The sequence below is a fragment of the Pantoea sp. DY-5 genome (assembly GCF_019795955.1).
In the GTDB taxonomy this organism is placed as follows: Bacteria; Pseudomonadota; Gammaproteobacteria; order Enterobacterales; family Enterobacteriaceae; genus Pantoea; species Pantoea leporis.
Window position 1 is genome coordinate 295,405 of record NZ_JAIMIE010000003.1, and the last position, 24,413, is coordinate 319,817.

A 24,413-nucleotide genomic window follows, 5' to 3' on the forward strand; every position below is an offset into this window, starting at 1 on the left:
ATAATGAATGTATGGGTGCCGATCTCTAATTCAGCAGCCCGCTTTTAAAGCCGCGCCATTCTACTCTTCGCCTGATAGCAACGCAAATGCGCCGTTAGGTCAAATGCGGGAGGCTTGATTACGCAGGAAATTCTACCACCAGACGACGCGGCGCCACGCGTCCATCGTCGGCGATTTCGGCCATACCAATGAATTTTTGCTCATCACCTTCCGTCACGCGCACCAATCCCTGTTCCGGCGCATCCGCCACCTGAACCGGCATACCTTGTTTGAAATAAGCCGCCACCGTAGGCAGCAAATTCACTATCGGGAACTCTTCTGCCGGACTATCCATCGGCAGCAATAACGCATCGAGCGCACTGTAATCCGGCGTTTCCGCCATGTTGACGGTGGCCGCCACTTCCTGCAGCTGCTCCAGCGTCACCATTCTTTCGATCGGATAACGCGCCACCTGCAAACGACGCAGCATGATAACGTGCGCACCGCAGCCAAGCCGTTCACCGAGATCGTCGATGATAGTGCGGATGTAAGTGCCTTTAGAGACGTGAATCTCCAGCTCCAGTTCATCACCTTCCCAGCGAATAAACTGCAGCTCAAAAACTTTGATCGGGCGCGCTTCACGCGGCACGGTTATGCCTTCACGTGCGTACTCGTAAAGCTTGCGTCCCTGATACTTCAGCGCGGAGAACATGGTCGGCACCTGCATGGTGTCGCCACGAAAATAGTCCAGCGCTGCATCCAGTGCCGCCTGATCAAAAGTAATCGGACGCGTCTCAACAATATTACCGTCGGCATCAGACGTATCGGTGCGTTCACCCAGGCGAGCAATGACGCGATAACGCTTGTCCGAATCGAGCAGATACTGCGAAAACTTGGTGGCTTCGCCGAGGCAAACCGGCAGCATGCCGGTCGCCAGAGGATCGAGGGCGCCGGTGTGGCCCGCTTTGTTCGCGTTGAACAGACGTTTTATTTTCTGCAGCACATCATTGGAAGATGCGCCTTGGTGCTTATCCAGCAGAAACACACCGTGGACGTCGCGACCGCGACGACGAGGACGACTCATTAGTCCTCCTTGTCATCTTCCGCCGGGCTATCGCCACGACGCTCAACATCGCTCTTAATAACGTTGCTGACCAGGTTCGACATGCGCATACCTTCGATCAGCGAGTTGTCGTAGAAGAAGGTTAGCTCCGGCACGATGCGCAGGCGCATCGCTTTACCTACCAGCGTGCGGATATAGCCAGAGGCTTCTTTCAGCGCCTTCAGGCCGTTTTGCACTGCTTCTTCATCTTTATCATTCAAAAAGGTCACAAACACCTTGGCATAGGCAAGATCGCGCGACACTTCGACGCCCGAAACCGTCACCATCATACCGAGACGTGGATCTTTAATTTCGCGCTGCAGGATAATTGCGATCTCTTTCTGCAACTCCTGAGAAACGCGCTGTTGGCGGCCAAATTCTTTTGCCATTATTCTTTCTCCCAAATAATTCGGGAGGCCAGAGGCCTCCCAAATTGCAACACATCAAATGATGATCAATCGATGGTGCGTTTAATTTCAATCACTTCGAACACTTCGATCATATCGCCAACGCGAACGTCGTTATAGTTCTTCACGCCAATACCACATTCCATGCCGTTACGAACTTCGTTGACGTCATCTTTGAAGCGACGCAGAGATTCCAGCTCGCCTTCATAGATAACCACGTTGTCACGCAGTACGCGGATTGGGTTGTGACGTTTGATGATACCTTCAGTGACCATACAGCCCGCGATGGCACCAAATTTCGGTGATTTGAACACGTCACGTACTGCAGCCAGACCGATAATCTGCTGTTTGAACTCTGGAGCCAGCATACCGCTCATCGCAGCTTTCACTTCGTCAATCAGATTATAGATGACGGAGTAGTAACGCAGGTCAACGTTTTCAGCGTCAATCACGCGGCGAGCAGATGCATCAGCACGCACGTTGAAGCCGAGAATGATGGCGTTGGATGCTGCAGCCAGCGTGGCGTCGGTTTCGGTGATACCACCCACGCCTGAACCGATAATGCGTACTTTCACTTCGTCGGTAGAGAGTTTCAGCAGCGAATCAGAGATGGCTTCGACAGAACCCTGTACGTCAGATTTCAGCACGATGTTCAGCTCAGACACTTCGCCTTCAGTCATGTTGGCGAACATGTTCTCCAACTTAGACTTCTGCTGACGCGCCAGCTTAACTTCGCGGAATTTGCCCTGACGATACAGTGCAACTTCACGCGCTTTCTTCTCATCACGTACTACAGTCGCTTCATCACCCGCAGCCGGCACACCGGACAGACCGAGGATTTCGACTGGAATGGATGGACCCGCTTCCAGTACTTCACGACCCAGTTCGTCACGCATCGCACGTACACGGCCATATTCGAAGCCGCACAGCACGATATCGCCTTTGTTCAGCGTACCTTCACGTACCAGCACGGTAGCAACCGGGCCACGACCTTTGTCGAGGAACGATTCAATCACCACGCCGCTGGCCATACCTTCACGGATAGCAGACAGTTCCAGAACTTCAGCTTGCAGCAGAATCGCATTCAGCAGGTCGTCGATACCGGTACCGGCTTTCGCAGAGACGTTAACGAACATGTTCTCACCGCCCCACTCTTCCGGAAGAATTCCGTACTGGGTCAGTTCGTTCTTAACGCGGTCTGGATCAGCATCAGGCTTATCAATTTTGTTAACCGCAACAACCACTGGCACACCGGCTGCTTTCGCATGCTGGATAGCTTCAACGGTCTGAGGCATCACGCCATCGTCAGCAGCCACAACCAGGATAACGATATCCGTGGCCTGCGCACCACGAGCACGCATTGCGGTAAACGCGGCGTGTCCCGGGGTATCGAGGAAGGTGATCATACCGTTGTCAGTTTCAACGTGGTAAGCACCAATGTGCTGGGTAATACCGCCCGCTTCGCCTGATGCCACTTTCGTTGAACGAATGTAGTCAAGCAGGGAGGTTTTACCGTGGTCAACGTGACCCATGATGGTGACGACTGGCGCACGGCTTTCCTGCGCAGCATCGGTGTCACGATCGTCCATTACCGCTTCTTCCAGCTCATTCTCACGGCGCAGGATCACTTTGTGACCCATCTCTTCCGCAACCATCTGAGCGGTTTCTTGATCGATAACCTGGTTGATGGTCGCCATGGCGCCCATCTTCATCATCGCTTTAACGACCAGAGAACCTTTGATCGCCATTTTGTTGGCCAGTTCAGCAACGGTGATGGTTTCACCGATGACAACATCGCGGTTAACCGCCTGAGCCGGCTTGTTAAAGCCCTGCTGCAGGGTGCTTGGCTTACGATGCTTACCGCCTTTGCCGCCACGCACCTGAGCACGCGCTTCTTCGCGATCGGTTTTAGCTTCAGAATGCTTGTTGCCTTTCTTAACCGGACGAGCCGCTTTGGTGGTGCGAGCACGTGCACGGCCAGCTTCTACCTGGCGATCGTTCTCGTCTTCTGCCTGACGGGCGTGAGTAGAGGTAGTGACGTGATAATCGCCTTTATCCTCTTCTTCAGGTTTTGCCCATTCAGCGCCTTTCTCTTCAGCCAGGCGGCGGGCTTCTTCAGCCACGCGGCGCGCATCTTCTTCCAGCTTACGGCGTGCTTCTTCTTCTGCTTTACGTTTCAGTTCGGCAGCTTCTGCTTCACGACGGGCTTTATCAGATTGCGCAGCCTTGGCTACTACATCGGTAGGTTGATTAGTCAATTTCTCTTTTTCCGCTGCTTCACGTTTAGCCTTGTCAGCGGCTTCGCGCTTGGCTTTGTCTTCGGCTTCACGTTGCGCTTTCTGTTCAGCTTCGCGACGGGCTTGTTCTTCCGCCTCGCGACGCGCCTGCTCTTCCGCTTCACGCTGCGCCTCGGCTTCTGCTTCTGCCTGAGCTTGCTCAGACTCTGCATCGCCTTTCACGTATGTGCGCTTTTTGCGGACTTCGATTTGTACCGACTTACTTTTACCCCCGGTGACGGGAATATTCAAGGTGCTGCGCGTCTTGCGCTGCAAAGTCAGCTTGCTTGAACCGGTCTGACCGTGCTCACGATTCAGGTGAGACAGTAAGGTTTCTTTCTCTTGCTGGGATACCGCATCGTTTTCAGACTTACGAATCCCTGCATCAGCAAATTGCTGTACCAGGCGATCGACCGGGGTCTGAATTTCGGCGGCCAGCGATTTTACGGTTACATCTGTCATGCTGTTCCTTCCTGTTATTACGCGTCATCGCCGAACCAGCAGATATTACGTGCAGCCATAATCAGCGCACCGGCTTTCTCGTCATCCAGCCCTTCAATATCTGTCAGATCGTCAACACCTTGCTCAGCGAGATCTTCCAGCGTGCAAACGCCTTTCGACGCCAGGCGATACGCCAGCGCACGATCCAAGCCCTCAAGATTCAGAAGATCCTCAGCGGGCTCCTGATTACCAAGGCTCTCTTCTTTCGCTAATGCCAGGGTGGTTAACGCATTTTTTGCTCGTTCACGCAGGGCTTCAATGGTCTCTTCATCGAGGCCGTCGATTTCCAGCAGCTCGTTGATTGGCACATAAGCCAATTCTTCCAGCGAAGAGAAGCCCTCTTCCACCAGAATGGTGGCGAACTCTTCGTCGATGTCGAGATGTTTGGTGAACATATCGATCGCTGCATGGGCTTCAGCTTGGTGCTTAGCCTGCAGATCATCGACGGTCATCACGTTTAGTTCCCAACCGCTCAGTTGGGAAGCCAGACGCACGTTTTGGCCGTTACGGCCGATCGCCTGAGCCAGATTGCCGGCTTCAACAGCGATATCCATGGTGTGATTGTCTTCATCCACCACAATTGACGCCACATCGGCTGGCGCCATGGCGTTGATAACGAACTGCGCCGGGTTGTCGTCCCACAGCACAATGTCGATACGCTCGCCACCCAGCTCGCTCGAAACCGCCTGGACACGCGCACCGCGCATACCGACGCAAGCGCCCACTGGATCAATACGTTTATCGTTGGTCTTCACCGCGATTTTGGCGCGTGAACCCGGATCGCGCGCTGCCGCTTTGATCTCGATAACTTCTTCGCCAATTTCTGGCACCTCAATGCGGAACAACTCGATCAGCATTTCTGGTTTAGAACGGGTGACGAACAGCTGCGCGCCACGCGCTTCAGGGCGAACGGCATACAGCACACCGCGGATACGGTCACCTGGACGGAAGTTTTCACGCGGCAGCATGTCTTCACGCAAAATCACGGCTTCAGCATTGCTGCCGAGGTCCAGTGAAATGTTGTCACGGTTCACTTTCTTCACCACGCCGGTGATGATTTCGCCTTCGTGTTGACGGAACTGATCAACCACCATTGCACGCTCAGCTTCACGTACTTTTTGTACGATAACCTGCTTAGCAGTTTGGGTGGTGATACGGTCGAAGGTGACAGATTCAATCTGATCTTCGACAAATTCGCCCAGATTGAACGCTTCGTCTTCATAACGGGCTGCATCCAGCGTGATCTCGCGAGTCGGCTGCGTGACTTCTTCTACAATCTGCCAGCGACGGAAGGTGTCGAAATCGCCGCTGCGGCGATCTATGCTGACACGCACTTCGATCTCTTGCTCATACTTCTTTTTGGTCGCAGTGGCCAAAGCGCTCTCCAGCGCTTCGAAGATTTTCTCACGCGGCAGGGCTTTTTCGTTAGAAACGGCTTCTACTACAGCTAAGATCTCTTTGTTCATCCTGGTTAGCCTCAATCCGGACTTTTAAAAGTGGGGGACCAGGTTCGCTTTCTGAATGTTGCTCAGCGCGAACACTTCATCGTTACCCTCAACGGTCACCGTGATCATCTCGCCTTCAACAGACTTGATGATACCCTGCCATTTACGGCGGTTTTGTACGGCCATGCGTAGTACCAGGCTCACCTCGTCACCGACAAAACGTGCATAGTGTTCAGCAGTGAAAAGAGGACGTTCGAGACCCGGCGAGGAAACTTCAAGGTTGTAAGCCACGGTAATTGGATCTTCCACATCCATTACTGCGCTAACCTGGTGGCTAACATCGGCGCAATCATCAACATTGATACCCTCTTCACTATCAATATAGATGCGCAGGGTTGATGTGCGACCACGAATAAACTCAATACCGACTAATTCGTAGCCAAGCGCTTCTACTGGAGCAGAGATCAACTCTGTCAATTTTTGCTCTAATGTGGACAAGCCCACCCCCAAGACATAAAAAAAGGGCCTATAGCCCAGTGTTTCGATTTCCTGATAACAAAAAACCCCGAATATTCGGGGCTTTTTGTGACTGGACCCTGTACGCCGCATAGCGGCTTCGGAGCACAATCCAAAAGAATTTTTTTCAAAAATCACTGAGATTGCGTCCGTCGATGCATACAGTATATTTGAAAAAGAACTCTAAGGGAAAGTGGTTGCGGGGGCCGGATTTGAACCGACGACCTTCGGGTTATGAGCCCGACGAGCTACCAGGCTGCTCCACCCCGCGTCCGAAAACGTGGCGAATAATACGCCGACCTTGCAAAAAATGCAAGTTAAACTGAGATTTGGTACCGAGGACGGGACTTGAACCCGTAAGCCCTTTCGAGCACTACCACCTCAAGGTAGCGTGTCTACCAATTTCACCACCTCGGTACATCACTAGACTGCGACGTTGTTTTATCGCACTACAGCGTTGACGATCTTACTGCGGGATATCATTGCCCGGCGTTGCCGGTTTAGCTGGCTGAGTCTGCTGTTCAGACTGCGCCGGCGCAGTGAGGTTATCCCACTCGCTACCTTTGGCTGTTTTATTACTGTTCAGGTTACCCAGAACCAGGCTGATGATGAAGAACAGCGTAGCCAGTACCGCGGTCATGCGAGTCATAAAGTTGCCAGACCCGTTTGAACCGAACAGCGTACCAGAAGCGCCTGCACCGAATGAGGCTCCCATATCAGCGCCTTTGCCTTGCTGCAGCATGATCAAACCCACGAGGCCAATCGCTACAATAAGGAAAACAACTAACAGAGCTTCGTACATAATCAACCTGTTTCCTTGCGCGTATCTGCACAGTTAAAGCTTCAACCAATATCGATGGGGAGTCTCGTCATCACCCATCAGAAGCGGGTGTGAATACTAACCAAAGGCACATACCTCTGCAAGTGCAATTTTCACCATCGCTTTCGATTGCGGAAAAAAGCACCATCCCGGTGATTTTGCAGGCGGAAAGTTTAAAAACTCCCCGCCTGAAAACTTACACCGCTTTTACTGCATCCGCGATTTTATGCGCCAGCGCACTGACCTGCGCCTCATCTTCACCTTCCACCATCACACGAATCAGGGGTTCAGTGCCGGATTTGCGCAGCAACACGCGACCGCGTCCCGCCAGCGTTTTTTCAGCTTCCGCAGTGACAGCTTTCACGCTTTCGTTTTCCAGCGGATCGTGCTCGCCAGCGAAGCGCACATTGACCAAAATCTGCGGCAGCATTTTCATGCCGCTGCACAGGTCATGCAACGTCATATGATTGCGCACAATTGCAGTGAGCACTTGCAAACTTGCTACGATGCCGTCGCCGGTGGTGGTTTTGTCCAGCAGAATGACGTGACCGGAGTTTTCCGCTCCTAAACGCCAGCCCTTCTCCTGCATTTTTTCCAGCACATAGCGGTCGCCCACTTTTGCACGGGTAAATGGAATACCCAGCTGTTTCAGCGCCAGTTCCAGACCCATGTTGCTCATCAGCGTGCCTACCACGCCACCACGCAGTTGGCCCTGACGCAGCCCTTCACGCGCAATGATGTAGAGAATTTGATCGCCATCGACTTTGTGACCTAAATGGTCAACCATCATGATGCGGTCGCCATCACCGTCGTACGCCAGTCCGAGATCGGCCTTCTCTTCCAATACGCGATGCTGCAGCAAACGCAGATCGGTCGCACCGCAATCTTTGTTGATGTTCATGCCATCCGGCTGCACGCCGATAGCAATCACATTCGCACCCAGCTCGCGCAGCACGTTAGGCGCAATGTGATACGTCGCGCCATTCGCGCAATCAACCACAATCTTCAGCCCATTCAGGCTCAGCTCGCTTGGGAAAGTCCCTTTGCAGAACTCGATGTAACGACCAGCAGCATCGACAATGCGACTGGCGCGGCCCAGTTCAGCCGACTCCACGCAGGTGATTGGCTTTTCCATCTCCAGTTCGATGGCTTCTTCAACTTCATCCGGTAGCTTGGTACCTTCAGCCGAGAAGAATTTAATGCCATTGTCGTCAAAGGGATTATGAGAAGCTGAAATCACGATGCCCGCTTCAGCGCGGAAAGTGCGAGTCAAATAGGCAATTGCAGGCGTCGGCATCGGGCCGGTGAAAGCCGCCGACAATCCCGCCGCCGCCAGACCCGCTTCCAGTGCCGATTCCAGCATATAGCCTGAAATACGCGTATCTTTACCAATCAATACTTTGCGTGAACCCTGGCGCGCCAGCACCTTACCGGCCGCCCAGCCCAACTTGAGGACAAAATCAGGGGTAATCGGTGCTTCACCGACTTTGCCGCGAATCCCATCTGTACCGAAATATTTACGATTACTCATGCTTTATCCTTTTGCTCTCCGTGTCGCTTCGACGACGCGCATCGCTTCGACAGTCTCTTTCACATCATGTACGCGAATAATTTGCGCCCCTTGCATGGCGGCAATCACCGCACAGCTGAGGCTTCCGGTCAGGCGCTGCGCCGGACCGACATTTAGCAACTGCCCAACCATCGACTTGCGTGACATTCCTACCAACAGCGGTAAGCCGTAGTGGTGGAAATGGCTGAGGTTGGCCAGCAGTTCATAGTTGTGGCTGAGATTCTTACCGAAACCGAAGCCAGGATCGAGCATCAGATTATCTTTTTTGATGCCGGCGGCTTCACATCGCGCAATCTGTGCAGCGAAGTAAGCGTCCACTTCGCCCACGATGTGGCTATATTCCGGTGCCTGCTGCATGGTGCGCGGTTCACCTTGCATATGCATCAGACACACCGGCAAGCCTGTTTCTGCCGCCGCCGCCAGCGCGCCCGGTTCGGACAAAGAACGAATGTCATTGATAATGTGAGCACCCACTCGCGCCGCTTCACGGATCACTTCTGGTTTGGAAGTATCGACCGAAATCCACACCTCAAAACGCTGCGCGATGGCTTCCACCACCGGAATAACGCGTGCCAGCTCCTCTTCCACGCTAACTTCATCAGCGCCCGGACGCGTTGATTCACCGCCCACATCAATAATGGTGGCACCGGCATTCACCATTTCATTGGTGTGCGTCAGCGCTTCGACCAACGTATTGTGGCTTCCACCATCAGAGAAAGAGTCCGGCGTGACATTCAAAATACCCATCACATGGGGAAAAGAGAGATCGAGATGGGAATCACGGGCGAACAACTTCATGGTGAGAATCTCCTTGAGGAATTACTGAATCGCGGAATGTAAAAAACCCCGGACTGGCCGGGGTTTGCATTGTAACAAGTATTGCGGGCGGGAGATCTGGCGGTGAGCAACGCATCCCGCCAGAATGCCATCACATGATCTTGTCTGAACCCGGCGTTTTCGGGTCATCAACAGGACGTGGAGCCTGCGTAGAGTCGCCGTTACCCACAGCAACTTTCGCCTCTTCCCAACCTGCTGGTGGACGCACTTCGCGGCGTGCCATCAGATCGCTGATTTGCGGTGCATCAATGGTTTCATACTTCATCAGCGCGTCTTTCATCGCGTGAAGGATGTCCATGTTTTCATTCAGAATACGGCGTGCACGTTGATAGTTGGTATCGATAAGGTGTTTAACTTCCTGATCGATAATGCGCGCCGTTTCATCTGACATGTGTTTTGCTTTCGCCACTGAACGACCGAGGAACACTTCGCCCTCTTCTTCAGCGTAAAGCAATGGACCCAGCTTCTCAGAGAAGCCCCACTGCGTAACCATGTTGCGCGCTACGCTGGTCGCCATTTTGATGTCAGATGAAGCACCGGTAGAAACATAATCCGGACCATAAATGATCTCTTCCGCCAGACGTCCGCCGTAAGCCACAGAAATACGGCTTTCCAGCTTCTGACGGTTGGCGCTGATCTCATCGCCTACTGGCAAGAAGAAGGCCACACCCAGAGCACGACCACGCGGGATGATGGTGACCTTGTGCACCGGATCGTAACCCGGAACCAGCGTACCGACGATCGCGTGACCCGCTTCATGATAAGCCGTCGATTCTTTCTGCTCTTCGGTCATCACCATGGAGCGACGTTCCGCACCCATCATGATTTTGTCTTTGGCTTTTTCAAACTCAACCATCGAAACAACACGCTTGTTGCCGCGAGCAGCGAACAGCGCAGCTTCGTTGACCAGGTTAGCCAAATCCGCACCGGAGAAACCAGGCGTACCACGTGCGATGACTGATGGATCCATATCGGTTGCCAGCGGCACACGACGCATATGGACTTTCAGAATCTGCTCACGACCACGCACGTCTGGCAGACCCACCACAACCTGACGGTCAAAGCGGCCCGGACGCAGCAGCGCCGGGTCAAGTACGTCTGGACGGTTAGTTGCCGCGATGACGATGATGCCTTCATTACCTTCAAAGCCATCCATCTCAACCAGCATCTGGTTCAGCGTTTGTTCACGTTCATCGTGACCACCGCCTAAACCGGCGCCACGCTGACGGCCAACCGCATCGATTTCATCGATAAAGATGATGCACGGTGCCGCTTTCTTCGCTTGTTCGAACATGTCACGCACACGAGATGCACCTACACCGACAAACATTTCCACGAAGTCAGAACCGGAAATGGTAAAGAACGGGACTTTGGCTTCACCAGCAATCGCTTTCGCCAGCAGCGTTTTACCGGTACCCGGAGGGCCGACCATCAGGACGCCTTTCGGAATTTTACCGCCCAGCTTCTGGAAACGGCTCGGCTCACGTAGATACTCAACCAGCTCACCAACTTCTTCTTTGGCCTCATCACAACCGGCCACGTCAGCAAAAGTGGTTTTGATCTGATCTTCGGTCAGCATGCGGGCTTTGCTCTTGCCGAAGGACATCGCGCCCTTGCCGCCGCCGCCCTGCATCTGCCGCATAAAGAAGATCCACACGCCAATCAGCAGCAGCATTGGGAACCATGAGATGAAGATGGAAGCCAGCAGGCTTGGTTCTTCAGGCGGTTCGCCAACGACTTTGACGTTTTTGGTCAACAGGTTATCGAGTAACTTAGGATCGTTGACGGGGATATAGGTGGTGTATTTATTGCTGTCTTTTTTGACAACGTTAATCTCACGCCCGTTAATTCGTGCCTCGCGGACCTGATCTTGGTTCACTTCCGATAGGAAAGTTGAATAATCAACCCTACGGCCATTCGACTCGCTGGGCCCAAAGCTCTGGAATACAGACATCAGCACGACCGCGATGACTAACCAGAGAATCAGGTTTTTCGCCATGTCACTCAAGGGATTAACCTCATATTACAACGATGTTAACAGACAGCGTAGGGTACTATAGATCCTTCATACCTGGAATCGCAGTGCGGATGATTTTGCTTGTTTACCCTGAAACTCAGAATTACACATCAGAGTAAACGCATTGGTCGTCTTGCTTTGATTCCGGCAATTCGGGCTAAAGTTTGCGCCCCGTCGCCACAATGTACACTTCGCGCGAACGTAATCGCGAAGCGTCCGGCTTACGAATTTTTACTTTCGTAAACAGGGAGCGAATTTCCCGCAGGTATTCATCGAAGCCATCTCCCTGAAACACTTTCACGACAAAACTGCCGCCTGGAGCCAGGATATCCCGACACATTTCCAGCGCCAATTCTACCAAATACATCGAACGTGGAATATCAACCGCAGGTGTACCGCTCATGTTGGGTGCCATATCAGACATCACCACCTGCACCTTTTGGTCGCCAACGCGCTCCAGTAAGGCGTTAAGTACCGCCTCATCGCGAAAATCGCCCTGCAAAAAATCAACGCCGACAATCGGATCCATTGGTAACAGATCGCAGGCGATGATACGACCACTTGATCCGATAAGCTGAACCACGTATTGCGACCAACCGCCGGGTGCCGCACCGAGATCAACAACCGTCATCCCGGGTTTGAAAATCTTGTCACCCTGCTGAATTTCTTCAAGTTTAAACCAGGCACGCGAACGTAACCCTTTTTTCTGTGCCTGCAGCACATATTTATCGCTAAAGTGTTCCTGTAGCCAGCGACTGGAACTGGCCGAACGCTTTTTACCCGTCATAATTTTTCCAATTAAATCGTCATCGTAGCGATAAATCAGCACGCAATGGTCGCGTTGATTTGGCGATATACCCGAGATGGCGGTAGAATGAACCGTTTTCAATCCCTGAGTAAGCAAAAAAATACGATGAATCTGAGTACCAAACAAAAACAGCACCTGAAAGGCCTTGCCCATCCGCTTAAGCCGGTTGTCATGCTGGGCGGAAATGGCCTGACCGAAGGCGTGCTTGCCGAAATCGAACTGGCGCTCGAGCATCACGAATTGATCAAGGTAAAAATTGCCTCGGAAGATCGTGAAACTAAGCAGCTGATCGTGGACGCTATCGTGCGTGAAACTAAAGCAGGCAACGTACAGGTAATCGGCAACACGCTGGTGCTGTATCGCCCTGCCAAAGAGCGTAAAATTACTCTTCCGCGTTAATCATGCCTTTAAAGGCGGCGACGGGCAAAGAAAGTGCCACGCTCCTGCATGTGATAAAAGGCCGCAATGCGGCCTTTTTCCTTTCTTTACAAAATGCAGCGACATATTGCAAAGCGTAGCAATATCTTAAAGGTATTCCACCTTCAGGACTTCATATTCCACATCCCCGCCTGGGGTTTTCACAATCGCGACATCGTCGGCTGATTTTCCAACCAATCCACGCGCCATCGGCGAATTCACTGAAATCAGGTTCTGCTTGAAGTCAGCTTCATCGTCACCCACGATGCGGTAGGTGAACTCTTCATCCGTATCCATATTCAGAATGGTCACGGTAGCGCCAAAAATCACGCGACCGGTTTTCGGCATAGCAGTCACATCAATGACTTGCGCATTAGAAAGCTTGGCTTCAATCTCCTGAATACGCCCCTCGCAGAAACCCTGTTCTTCGCGAGCCGCATGATATTCGGCATTCTCTTTCAAATCGCCGTGCTCACGGGCCGTGGCGATGGAGGCGATGATGCGCGGACGCTTCACAGTTTTCAGTTCGTTCAGCTCTTCGCGCAGCTTCTCAGCGCCTTTCAACGTCATCGGAATCTGATTCATTTTGGCTCCTCGTCATCTATCCTGGTTAACGGCGTCATCCTGACCGGTGACAGCAGAAAACAGCTTCTGCAGCGCGTTACCTCTTTTCACAAGCAAAAGAAGCCTGACCCGGAAAGCTTTCCGGGTCAGGTTCGGTTTTGCATTTTGATACGTATTTTACCCCAGAGTTCCCTGTGGGTCATCGTTTACTTTCCACCGTCCGGGGACGTAGTATTGACGCCCTCACCCGTCAGTTACCGCGAGATTATGCGATTTTCACGACTTGTTACCGGATTAACCTGTGCGTTTATGCTGCAGGCACAAGCAGCTCCCGTTGAAGAATACATGCAGTATTTGCCAGACGGCGCAAACCTGGCGCTGATGGTACAAAAAGTGGGCGCATCCACCCCGATAATCGATTATCACGGCAAACAGATGGCGTTACCGGCCAGCACCATGAAAGTGGTGACAGCGCTGGCGGCTTTATTAGAGCTCGGGCCCGATTTTCGTTTCCAGACCACTATGGAAACCAAAGGAGCGGTCAATGACGGCACCCTAAATGGTGATTTAGTGGCACGATTTGGCGGCGATCCTACGCTGAGCCGCCAGGATCTGCGCAACATGGTCACAGCGCTGAAAAAGCAGGGCATCACCCATATTAAGGGCAATCTGGTGATCGACACCTCGGTGTTCGCCAGCCACGATATGGCGCCAGGCTGGCCGTGGAACGATTTGACGCAGTGCTTCAGTGCGCCACCCGCAGCGGCCATCGTCGATAAAAACTGTTTCTCCGTGTCGCTGTATAGCGCCAATACGCCGGGCGAAAACGCCTTTGTGCGTATCGCCTCCTATTATCCGGCCCACATGTTCAGTCAGGTGCGCACCATTGGCCGCAACAGCGGTGACGGACAATATTGCGAGCTGGATGTGGTGCCAGGCGAGCTCAATCGTTACACCTTAACCGGCTGCATGCGTCAACGTTCAGAGCCGCTGCCGCTGGCCTTTGCCGTGCAGGATGGTGCTGCGTGGGCCGGTGAGATACTTAAAGCCGAGCTGCGCGCCGCCGATATTGATTACAGCGGTCATCTGGTTCGCCAGGCGCAAGTGACGTCGCCGGGTACCGTGTTGGCTTCAACGCAATCAGCGCCGCTGCACACGCTGCTGCACACCATGCTGAAGAAGTCGGACAACATGATTGCCGACACCGTGTTCCGCACCATCGGCCATCATTACTTCAACGTGCCGGGCACCTTCCGTGCGGGTTCAGATGCGGTACGTCGTATTCTGCGCGAAAAAGCCGGGGTCGATCTGGGCAACAGCATTCAGGTTGATGGTTCCGGGCTGTCGCGTCATGACCTGATCGCGCCAGAGACCATGATGCAAGTGCTGCAATACATTGCGAAAAATGATTCGACGCTGAATTACATTTCGATGTTGCCGCTAGCCGGTTACGACGGCACGCTGCAATATCGCGGCGGTCTGCATGAAGCAGGGCTGGATGGCAAAGTCTCGGCGAAAACCGGTTCGCTGCAGGGCGTCTATAATCTGGCAGGATTCATCACCACCTCCAGCGGCGCGCGCGTCGCCTTTGTCCAGTTCCTGTCCGGTTACGCGGTACCGCCGGAAAATCAGAAAACGCGCCGCATTCCGCTGGTACGTTTTGAGAGCCGCCTCTATACGGATATCAACAAGAACAACTGATGAAACTGCTAATCGTTGAAGATGATGCGCTGTTGCAATCGGGCCTTGCGCAGGCGTTAAGCTCGCAAGGCTACGCCATCGACTGCGCCAGTACCGCCGCAGAGAGCAACGCGCTGCTGCGTAGCGGTCAGTACAGCCTGATCGTGCTCGATCTCGGCTTGCCGGATCGCGATGGCGCATCACTGCTGCGACAATGGCGACGTGACGGCATTGCGGTGCCGGTACTGATCCTCACGGCGCGCGATGCGCTGGAGGATCGCGTTGATGGTCTGGATGCCGGCGCTGACGATTATCTGGTGAAGCCGTTTGCGTTGGTTGAACTGAAGGCACGCGTGCGGGCGCTGATCCGCCGTTATCAGGGCCACAGCGACAACCTGCTGCAACAGGGCGATCTGACGCTCAATCTCAGTTCACAACAGGTTTTGCTTGAAGATCAGCCGCTGGAGATCACGCCCAAAGAGTTCGCACTGCTCACCCGCTTACTGATGCGCGTGGGGCAAAACGTACACCGCGAAACGCTGCAGCAGGATCTCTACAGCTGGAATGACGATCCCGGCTCCAACACTCTCGAAGTTCACATCCACAATTTGCGTCGCAAGCTCGGAAAAGATCGCATCAAAACCGTGCGCGGCGTCGGTTACCGTCTGGAAATCCGCGAATGAACAGCATGCGTCAGCGGTTATTGATTATGCTGGCGCTGATTCTCCTCACCTGTCAGGTGATGAGCGCCATCTGGCTGTGGCATGAAAGCCGCGAGCAGATCAGTTTTTTAGTCAACGAAACGCTCTCTGCGCAGGCGCGTAACGATCGGGTAGAAAACGAGATCCGTGAAGCCATTGCCTCGTTGCTGCTGCCTTCCTTAGTCATGGTCGCCCTCACCTTGCTGCTGTCGTTTTGGGCGATTAACTGGATTATTCGTCCGCTGAAATCGCTGCAGGACAGCCTTGCGCATCGTTCAGCGGATAATCTGACACAGTTGCCGATCTACTCCGAAATGGATGAGATCGTGGCGGTAACCACCTCGATCAACCAACTGTTTTCACGCCTCGATCACACGTTGCAGCAGGAACGCCTGTTCACTGCCGATGCGGCGCACGAGCTGCGCACGCCGCTGGCCGGATTACGCCTGCATCTCGAGCTGCTCCACCAGCAGAACGTGCCGCAGAGCGAGATGCTAATTGAACGTATCGATCAGTTGATGCACACCGTGGAACAGCTGTTGATGTTATCGCGCGCCGGGCAAGCGCTGGCGGGCGGTCACTATCAGCAGTTGCAGTGGCAACAGGACATCATGCAGCCGCTGGAGCCAGAAATGACCGAGCTGTATCAACAGCGTCAGCAAATCCTGCACTGGCCGCAGAACGACGATGTGCCGCAGCAAGGTGAAGCGGTGCTGCTGCGCCTGATGCTGCGCAATCTGCTGGAAAACGCCTCGCGCTACAGCCCGGAAGGCAGCGAAGTCGCGGTGAAGATGCAGCAGGACCAGCAGCAGGTGATCATCGAAGTGTGGGATCAGGGTCCCGGCATTGAAGCCGCCGCTGCGGAAGAGCTGACGCAGGCGTTTCGTCGTCGCGATCAGCGTTATGGCGGCAGCGGTTTGGGTTTGAATATCGTGCTGCGCATCGTGCAGATGCATCGCGGCAGGCTGGAGCTGGTGAACCGTGAAGATCGCAGCGGGCTGATTGCCCGCTGCTATTTACCGCATCAACTGATTGGCTAAGCGCCGTTAGAAGTGGGTATTCAGGCTCATAAAGTAAGTACGCCCAGATTCGTTGTAGGTATTCGCACCCGCTCCATACAGATAAGAGTTGGTGTTGGCGTTACCGGTGGTTTGCGCATTACCTTCGCGATAGTGACGTTTATCGAACAGGTTATCAATGCCCACCGTGACGCTGGCGTACTTGTTGATATCGTAGGTACCGCTCATACCGATAATTGAGTAAGGACTCACTTTATCCGTTGCGCTGCCGGTCGAAAGATTCCCTTTGTAATCATACTTCTTCGGCGTCTGCGTGCCGTACCAGGTCAGCGTGGTTTGCAGCGACAGATCCTGCGTCGCCTGCCAGCTCAGCGTCGAATTCAGCGTGTATTCCGGAATCACCGATAAACGATCGCCGGTCTCTTTGTTCTTACTCTGCAGCATATAGGTGAAGTTGTTATTCCACATCACGCTGTCGGAGAACGGCACGTTGACGGTGCCTTCCAGCCCTTCCACCACCGCTTTCGGTACGTTTTCCCACTTATAAATATCTGTGGTGCCATTGGATGCTTTGCTCACTGGCGAGTAACCGGCTTCGATCTTGTTGCGATAATCATTGCGGAACCAGGTTAAACCGGCCTGATAACCTTCGTGTTTCCACTCCAGACCAATCTCTTTGTTGATGCTGTTTTCCGCTTTCAGGTCGCTGTTACCCTGCAGATAACAGGCGCCGGTGCTGGCCGCACAACCCTGACCGTTGCTGTACAACAAGTAGTTCGGGTTGGTCTGATACAGGCTCGGCGCTTTATAGGCGCGACCAATCCCCATCTTCAGCGTGAAGTCATCGCCCAAACCTTGTGACAGGTTGAGCGACGGGCTCCAGTTATTGCCAACAATCGAGTGATGATCGAAACGCAGGCTTGGCGTCAGCATGGTGCTATCGGTCAGCTCCATGTTGTCTTCCGCAAACAGCGAGAAAATCTCTGCCTGGGAATACGGGCTGCGACCGGTGTTATCGATGCCCGGTACCGCACCGTAGCTCGCCGCCTGCGTGTTGGAAGAGCCATCCTTCATGCGCTGCTGGTTCCATTCGGTACCCAGCGTCGCCGTTTGGTTAAACAGCAGCTCAAACGGAATGCTGACTTCGCTATGCAGCAGCACGTCATCCAGCTGAATGGTGTTGAAACCGCTGTTAGAGAAGATGCCTTCGGTGCCGCCGGCCAAACCTTCATTGATGCGCGAGTTGCGGGTTTTCTCGTAGCGCGCGTAAGTATTGGTGCTGACGCCGTTATCCCATGCGCCGGTCCATTTCAATGAGACGTTCTGGCGATACAGGCGGTTAGTTTCATCACCGTACAGACTTTTCACCAGCGCGCTGGTGTTGGTGTTCTGCGTATCACCCGCATACAGGTTGCCCTGACGGCTGTAACCGGCCTGCAGCTCCAGCGTCTGCATCGGTGCAAACGCCCAGCTCAGCAAAGCATTAATATCTTTATTAACCGAACCTTCACGACCGGCCGGATAGCTGCCCGCATAGCTGCCAGTGCGCGCCGCCGCATGCCCTTCGTTGATGTCATAGGCATCGGCCTGGGTTTTGGCTAAACCACCGTACAAACGGAAGTTGAAATCATCGCCCAGCGGCCCTTCCAGACTGAAGTTAGTGCGCTTAGTGGCGCCTTCCGCTTTATGTTCCGGCACGTTGTAATAGGTGTTCCAGGAACCGTGCCACTGCTGATCGGTCTGTTTTTTGGTGATGATATTCACCACACCGCCCGCCGCGCCGTTACCGTAACGCACCGCCGCCGGTCCACGAATCACGTCGATGTGATCGATCATCTCCGGCGGCACCCAGTTGGTGTCGCCACGCGTATCACGCTCGCCACGCCAGCCAAGGCGCACCGAGTTGCGGCTGGTGATCGGCATGCCGTCCACCATGATCAAGGTGTTTTCCGGGCCCATACCACGAATATCGATCTGGCGATTGTTACCGCGCTGGCCGCTGGTGGAGTTGCCGGTCAGGTTAACGCCTGGCATGGTACGGATAATTTCAGACACATCACGCGCGGGCGGATGTTTTTTGATTTCGTCGGCGGTAATGGTTGAGACGCCCGGCGCTTGCAGGTTCTGCTGCTGCGCGGTGACCATCAAGGTGCCGCCGTCCATTGATTGTGCGTCAGTCGTGCTGGCTGAGGTTTTGCTGGAGGAAGTCTCTGCTGCCCAGGCGCTGCTGGAAAGCAGTGAGGCGCTGAGCCCCAGTTCAATCAGAATGGCTAACGATAACCGTGAGTAATTTTTCATTTTATACGTTCCTGGATGGCCAGCAAAAAGCCGTTGGATGCTTAACTGGCGAGCCGGTGAGAAGATCCCTGTCCATATCGCGCCCAGTTCCAGACCCTTCAAACCATCCGTAGCGCAACCTTACCGAACGGTAAGCCTCTGGCGGAACAGGCGTGCTCATTTTTGAGCGCAGTCACCCTATTGCAAATGCAAATTATTATCAATAGTATTATTCATCAAGCTTATGTAAATCTCCGCGTAAACACCGACTGGCAGCCCTATGACCTGGCGAAATGATGTAACCGGCAGTGCGGCCTGGTGGCAGGCGCAACAATCCCAAGGTATTCCCCGCATTGAGTTAGCAGACGATGGCCAATGTCAGGTCACTTTCTTCTGGCGTGATCCGCAAGGCGATGAGACGCAATCGTCGACCCAGCGCGTGTGGATTAACATTACCGGCGTGACCGATCACCACCAGCGCCGCCCGCCGCAGTCGTTAATGCGTGTGGCGGGCACCAACGTCTGGTATTGGCAGACCTCGCTGCCCGCCAACTGGCGCGGCAGTTACTGTTTGATGCCCGATGAGCAGGCCACGGACTTCACTGGCGTTGCCGAGATGTCCACGCTGCGCAACTGGTGGCGCGACAAATTCCCGACGGCGCAGGCCGATCCTTTGAACAGCTTACGTGGCTGGTCCGGTGGTCGCGGCATGGGCGTCTCGCCGCTGCATCTGCCTCACGCGCCCGATCAACAGCTGTGGCAAGCGGTGGATAACGGCACAGCGCCAACCCTTGAACTGCAACAGCAGCAATGGGATAGCGCGCTATTAGGCAACAGCCGCAAGGTGTGGATTTACACCACCGGCGCAGCCAATCCCGCACAGCGTCCGCTGGCCATCATGCTTGACGGGCAATTCTGGGCGCACAGCATGCCGATTGCCGGACCGCTGCAGCAGCTCACTGATGCCGGTTCTTTGCCGCCAGCGGTGTATCTGTTTATCGACATCATTGATCGCGAACACCGCAGCCGCGAGCTGCCGTGTAACGCGCAGTTTTGGCAAGCCATTCAGCAAGAACTGTTACCGCAAGTTGCACAATCAACGCCTTATCGCCAGCAGGCGCACAGTACCATCGTCGCCGGACAAAGCTTTGGCGGCCTGGCGTCGGTGTTTGCCGCGCTGCACTGGCCGGAAACCTTTGGCAACGCGCTCAGCTTATCGGGCTCCTTCTGGTGGCCGGAACGCGGCAATCCGCACGGCTGGCTGCTGCAGGCGCTGGATAACGGTCTTGCACCGCGTCAACCGCTGCGTTTCTGGCTCGAAGCGGGCAAACGCGAAGGCTTGATTCTGCAAGCTAATCAACAACTTCAACAGCAGCTTAGCGCTGCCGGCTATCAGGTGAATTACCTGCCGGTGGAAGGCGGCCATGACGCGCTCTGTTGGCGCGGCGGCCTGCTGAATGGCCTGCAAGCGCTGTGGAGCAAACCGGAGCATCCATGTCCGAATCCCTGATGAATAAGCCTATGACCGACCAACAAACCTTGCCGTTAGTCGCGGCACAGCCCGGCATCTGGATTGCCGATCAGCTGTCACCTCACCACAACGCTTACGCGGTGGCGCACTTTGTCGAACTGCGCGGTGAGATTGATAGCGCCCTGTTGGCGAAGGCGATCGTTGCGGGCATGCAGGAAGCCGACACGCTGAACATGGCCTTTGGTGAGGTGGAAGGCGAAGCGTTGCAGTGGCCGCAGCCACACGCCTTTAGCCTGCCGCAGATTGTCGATTTGCGCGCGGAGGCCGATGCGGCCGCCAAAGCGCGCGCGCTGATGCGTGACGACATGAATGGCGATCTGCGCGTATTGAGCGGCGCAAAGCTGTGGCATCACCGCCTGTTCCGTCTCGACGATCAGCATTGGTTTTGGTATCAGCGCTATCATCATTTGGTGGTGGATGGCTTCAGCTTTACCGCGCTGACGCGCCGCATCGCCAATCTCTACAGCGCGGCCGTACGCCAGCAAGCCGCTGAACCGACGCCGTTTATTCCGTTTAGCGAAGTGGTGGACGAGTATCAGCGCTACCGCGAATCCTCCTCTTTTGCGCGTGACAGCCAGTTCTGGCGCGAAAAAGGGGCGGCGCTGCCCTCACCGGCTTCGCTCTCGCCGCTGCCGCTCGCCGGTCAACACGCCAGCACCGATCTGCTGCGCCATAGCGTTACGCTGGATCGCAGCACCTTCCAGAGGCTGGTGCAGCAGCATCCGCACGCCAGCGCGGCCGATCTCGCCTTTGCGCTGGTGGCGCTGTGGCTGGCGCGTCTCAGCGGGCAAAACGACTTTGCCGCTGGCTTCATCTTTATGCGCCGCATCGGCTCGGCCGCCTTGTGCGCCACCGGTCCGGTGATCAACGTATTGCCGATGGCAATCCATTACGATCCCGTGCAGCCGATCGGCGCGCTCGCCGCGCAGCTCGCGGGTGAAGTGAAAAAGATGCGTCGTCATCAGCGCTATGACGCCGAACAGGTGCAGCGCGATCTCGGCCGCCTCGGCGATGACGATCCGCTGTACGGTCCGGTGATCAACCTGAAGATGTTTGACTACCAGCTCGATTTCGCTGGCGTGGAAGGCATCACCCATCAACTGGCGTCCGGGCCGGTGCGCGATCTGGAGATCGCCATTTACATCAGCGAGCACGGTGAACTGACGCTGGAGCTGCTGGCCAATGCCGAACGCTATAGCGAACAAACCTTGCAGCGTCATGCCAGCCGCTTTGCCCTGCTGCTCGATCAGTTGGCGCAACAGCCGCAGCGGCCGTGCGGCGAACTCGATCTGCTCACTGCCGAAGAGCATGCGCAGATTGCCGCGATCAACCAAACCGCCTATCCGCTGCCAGCAGAAACGCTGGCTTCCCTGTTAGCGCAGCAGGCGGCACGCACCCCCGATGCACCGGCGCTGGCCGATGCGCAGCATCAGCTTAGCTATCGCGCGATGCAACAGCAGGTGTTTGCGCTGGCCGCCGATCTCAGCGCCGCCGGCGTTCAGCGTGGCGATATTGTCGCCGTGGCGCTGCCGCGTTCGGTGCAGCTCTCCCTGGCGCTGCAGGCGATTGTTTCGCTCGGCGCTGCCTATTTGCCGCTCGACACCGGTTATCCGGATGACCGCTTACAGCTGATGCTGGAAGACGCCGCGCCAAAAACGCTGATCACCTGCGCAGCGCTCAGCGCACGTTTCAGCGCCATCGCGTCGGTCAATCAGCTGCATTTTGATGTGCTGTATCACAATGCCCATGCACCGCAGCCGGCCAGCGCGCCGACGCCGCAGGATGGCGCCTACATCATTTACACCTCAGGTTCGACCGGTCGCCCTAAAGGCGTGCTGGTGGGGCATGAAGCCATCGTCAATCGCCTGTTGTGGATGCAGGATCGCTATCCGCTGCAAGCCGACGACGTGGTGCTGCAAAAAACCCCGAGCAGCTTCGACGTTTCGGTGTGGGAATTCTTCTGGCCGCTGCTGGTCGGTGCGCAGTTGGTGATGGCACCGCCAGAAGCCCATCGCGACCCGGAAGCGCTGCAGCAGCTGTTTGCCCGCTACAAAGTCACCACCACGCATTTCGTTCCCTCGATGCTGGCGGCCTTTGTCGCGGCGCTGGATGATCAACCGGCAATTGCCTGCTGCGCCAGCCTGCGTAACGTGTTCTGCAGCGGTGAAGCGCTGCCGACGGATTTATCGCGCGAGTGGGAAAAACTGACGCGCGTGCCGCTGCACAATCTGTATGGCCCAACCGAAGCGGCGGTGGATGTCAGCTGGTATCCGGCGTTTGGTGCTGCCCTGGCCGCCGTCGAAGGTGCCAGCGTGCCGATTGGTTTCCCGGTGTGGAATACCGGCCTGCGCATCCTTGATGCCCGCATGCAGCCGGTGCCGCCGGGCGTGGCGGGCGATCTCTACTTAACCGGCGTGCAGCTGGCGCATGGCTATCTCGGCCGTCCCGATCTTACTGCCAGCCGCTTTATCGCCGATCCTTTCATGCCTGGCGAGCGCATGTATCTTACCGGCGACGTAGCGCGCTGGCTGGATAACGGCGCAGTGGAATATCTCGGTCGCAGCGACGATCAGCTGAAGATCCGCGGTCAGCGTATCGAACTGAATGAGATCGATCATGTGCTCAGCGCGCAGCCCGGCATTGAGCAGGCGGTCACACACGCGGTGGTGCTTGGCGGCACGGCAGCGCAAGGTGATGCGCGTCAGCTGGTTGGCTACGTGATTGCCGGGCAGCCGGTTGATCGCGACGCGCTGCGCCAGGCGCTGGCGCAACGCTTGCCCGCGCATATGGTGCCGGTAGCCATTGTGCAGCTCGATGCCTTCCCGCTCAGCAGCAATGGCAAGCTGGATCGCAAAGCGCTGCCGTTGCCCGCATCCGCCAGCGCCCACACGGGACGGGCACCGCACGCTGGGCTGGAAACCACCTTAGCCAATGCTTTCTGTCAGCTGCTGGCGCGCGAGGAAATCAGCGCGCAGGATGACTTTTTCGCCCTCGGCGGCCATTCGCTGCTGGCGATGCGCTTAGCGGCGCAGCTGCGCCGTGAGCTGCAACAGCCGGTGTCGGTGGGACAAATCATGGTGGCCTCAACGGTGGAGAAGCTGGCAACGCTGCTCAGTGATACGCAATCCCATCAGCAAGCCGGTTTCGAAGCGGTGCTGCCGCTGCGTCAGGGCAACGGACCAACGCTGTTCTGCTTCCATCCGGCGTCAGGGTTTGCCTGGCAATTCAGCATCCTGCAGCGTTATCTCGATGCGCGCTGGTCGCTGGTCGGCATTCAGTCGCCGGATATCAGTAGCCCGCTGAACCAAAGCGCGCATCTGGATGACGTGTGCGACGCCCATCTGCAAACCCTGCGCGACGTACAGCCGCACGGACCTTACTATTTCCTCGGCTATTCGCTTGGCGGAACCCTGGCGCAGGGCATCGCGGCACGGCTGGAAGCGGCCGGTGAAGAGGTGGCGTTCCTCGGCCTGCTGGATACCTGGCCACCAGAAACGCAAAACTGGGATGAGAAACGCGGCGAGAACGTGCTGGATCCGGCGGTGCTGGAAGAGGTGAACCGCGAGCGCGAGCAGTTTATCGCTGCGCAGCGCCATCAGGCCGGTGAAGAGATGCGCGCGATGTTCGATACCATCGAAGCCAACTACGCCAGTTCGGTGCGCCTGCTGGCAACCGCACGCAGCGCGCGTTTCAACGGTCGCGCCACGCTGTTCCTCGCCGAACAGACGCAGCAGCCAGGACAAGATGCGCGCCGCGTCTGGGCACCGTATGTCGGTGAACTGGAAGTGTGGCCGATGGATTGTGCCCACGTGGAGATCATTTCACCGCAGATGTTTGAGCAGATTGGGCCGTTGTTGCAGCGGTTATTGGGTTAATTTGTAAGAAGGTCGCCATGAATGGCGACCTTACGCAGGGCCGGTACGATGTTGTAGGGTCGCCATTCATG

Annotated in this window: 18 protein-coding genes and 2 tRNA genes; 6 read left to right on the forward strand and 14 right to left on the reverse strand. The window is 55.4% G+C overall.

What is annotated here, in order from left to right; translation table 11 throughout:
* Nucleotides 1–118: 118 nt before the first annotated feature.
* The 12 genes from truB to rlmE all read right to left on the reverse strand — a co-directional run bounded on the left by truB (nt 119) and on the right by rlmE (nt 12,257).
* Nucleotides 119–1,063: a tRNA pseudouridine(55) synthase TruB gene (gene truB, locus K5Y30_RS12415; protein WP_222211609.1), complete on the reverse strand. Its 945-nt coding sequence runs from the start codon at nt 1,061–1,063 to the stop codon at nt 119–121.
* Entirely contained in the window at nt 1,063–1,470 is a 408-nt protein-coding gene (rbfA, locus tag K5Y30_RS12420; RefSeq protein ID WP_101762250.1) for a 30S ribosome-binding factor RbfA, read from the reverse strand. Before rbfA ends, truB begins: the two co-directional genes overlap by 1 nt.
* A gap of 65 nt (nt 1,471–1,535) precedes the next feature.
* Entirely contained in the window at nt 1,536–4,226 is a 2,691-nt protein-coding gene (infB, locus tag K5Y30_RS12425; RefSeq protein WP_064737725.1) for a translation initiation factor IF-2, read from the reverse strand.
* 17 nt (nt 4,227–4,243) lie between these two features.
* Nucleotides 4,244–5,731, reverse strand: a complete 1,488-nt coding sequence (gene nusA, locus K5Y30_RS12430) for a transcription termination factor NusA (protein WP_101762251.1) — start codon at nt 5,729–5,731, stop codon at nt 4,244–4,246.
* A gap of 24 nt (nt 5,732–5,755) precedes the next feature.
* Nucleotides 5,756–6,208, reverse strand: a complete 453-nt coding sequence (rimP, locus tag K5Y30_RS12435) for a ribosome maturation factor RimP (RefSeq protein WP_137386838.1) — start codon at nt 6,206–6,208, stop codon at nt 5,756–5,758.
* Nucleotides 6,209–6,420: 212 nt separating this feature from the next.
* Nucleotides 6,421–6,497: transfer RNA gene (locus K5Y30_RS12440), tRNA-Met, on the reverse strand.
* Between the two features lie 59 nt (nt 6,498–6,556).
* Nucleotides 6,557–6,643 (reverse strand) — tRNA-Leu (locus K5Y30_RS12445).
* Nucleotides 6,644–6,692: 49 nt separating this feature from the next.
* On the reverse strand, nt 6,693–7,028 hold the full coding sequence (gene secG / locus K5Y30_RS12450) for a preprotein translocase subunit SecG (protein ID WP_007886689.1): 336 nt from the start codon (nt 7,026–7,028) through the stop codon (nt 6,693–6,695).
* Nucleotides 7,029–7,242: 214 nt separating this feature from the next.
* Nucleotides 7,243–8,577, reverse strand: coding sequence for a phosphoglucosamine mutase (gene glmM / locus K5Y30_RS12455; protein ID WP_222211611.1), 1,335 nt, complete (start codon nt 8,575–8,577; stop codon nt 7,243–7,245).
* Between the two features lie 3 nt (nt 8,578–8,580).
* Nucleotides 8,581–9,414, reverse strand: coding sequence for a dihydropteroate synthase (gene folP, locus K5Y30_RS12460; protein ID WP_222211613.1), 834 nt, complete (start codon nt 9,412–9,414; stop codon nt 8,581–8,583).
* Between the two features lie 130 nt (nt 9,415–9,544).
* A complete protein-coding gene (ftsH, locus tag K5Y30_RS12465; protein WP_036620266.1) occupies nt 9,545–11,452 on the reverse strand; it encodes an ATP-dependent zinc metalloprotease FtsH in 1,908 nt (635 codons plus the stop codon).
* 175 nt (nt 11,453–11,627) lie between these two features.
* Nucleotides 11,628–12,257, reverse strand: coding sequence for a 23S rRNA (uridine(2552)-2'-O)-methyltransferase RlmE (gene rlmE / locus K5Y30_RS12470; protein WP_007886684.1), 630 nt, complete (start codon nt 12,255–12,257; stop codon nt 11,628–11,630).
* A gap of 126 nt (nt 12,258–12,383) precedes the next feature.
* Here rlmE and yhbY point away from each other — a divergent pair, with 126 nt between their 5' ends.
* A complete protein-coding gene (yhbY, locus tag K5Y30_RS12475; RefSeq protein WP_007886683.1) occupies nt 12,384–12,677 on the forward strand; it encodes a ribosome assembly RNA-binding protein YhbY in 294 nt (97 codons plus the stop codon).
* Between the two features lie 126 nt (nt 12,678–12,803).
* On the opposite strand, the gene greA is transcribed toward yhbY, so the two are convergent.
* Nucleotides 12,804–13,280, reverse strand: coding sequence for a transcription elongation factor GreA (gene greA, locus K5Y30_RS12480; RefSeq protein WP_222211615.1), 477 nt, complete (start codon nt 13,278–13,280; stop codon nt 12,804–12,806).
* Nucleotides 13,281–13,526: 246 nt separating this feature from the next.
* On the opposite strand from greA, the gene dacB reads away from it, so the two are divergent.
* The 3 genes from dacB to pmrB are packed head-to-tail and all read left to right on the forward strand — an operon-like array spanning nt 13,527 to nt 16,680.
* On the forward strand, nt 13,527–14,960 hold the full coding sequence (gene dacB, locus K5Y30_RS12485) for a serine-type D-Ala-D-Ala carboxypeptidase (protein WP_137386837.1): 1,434 nt from the start codon (nt 13,527–13,529) through the stop codon (nt 14,958–14,960).
* Entirely contained in the window at nt 14,960–15,622 is a 663-nt protein-coding gene (gene pmrA / locus K5Y30_RS12490) for a two-component system response regulator PmrA (RefSeq protein WP_222211624.1), read from the forward strand. Before dacB ends, pmrA begins: the two co-directional genes overlap by 1 nt.
* Nucleotides 15,619–16,680: a two-component system sensor histidine kinase PmrB gene (gene pmrB / locus K5Y30_RS12495; protein ID WP_222211626.1), complete on the forward strand. Its 1,062-nt coding sequence runs from the start codon at nt 15,619–15,621 to the stop codon at nt 16,678–16,680. Before pmrA ends, pmrB begins: the two co-directional genes overlap by 4 nt.
* A 6-nt stretch (nt 16,681–16,686) precedes the next feature.
* Here pmrB and K5Y30_RS12500 read toward each other — a convergent pair whose 3' ends face one another.
* Entirely contained in the window at nt 16,687–18,957 is a 2,271-nt protein-coding gene (locus K5Y30_RS12500; RefSeq protein WP_110868070.1) for a TonB-dependent siderophore receptor, read from the reverse strand.
* 259 nt (nt 18,958–19,216) lie between these two features.
* On the opposite strand from K5Y30_RS12500, the gene fes reads away from it, so the two are divergent.
* Nucleotides 19,217–20,446 carry an enterochelin esterase gene (gene fes / locus K5Y30_RS12505; protein ID WP_222211628.1) on the forward strand — a complete coding sequence of 410 codons (1,230 nt, stop codon included), beginning with the start codon at nt 19,217–19,219 and terminating at the stop codon, nt 20,444–20,446.
* A complete protein-coding gene (locus tag K5Y30_RS12510) occupies nt 20,431–24,342 on the forward strand; it encodes an enterobactin synthase subunit F (RefSeq protein ID WP_222211630.1) in 3,912 nt (1,303 codons plus the stop codon). Before fes ends, K5Y30_RS12510 begins: the two co-directional genes overlap by 16 nt.
* The last annotated feature ends 71 nt before the right edge of the window (nt 24,343–24,413 follow it).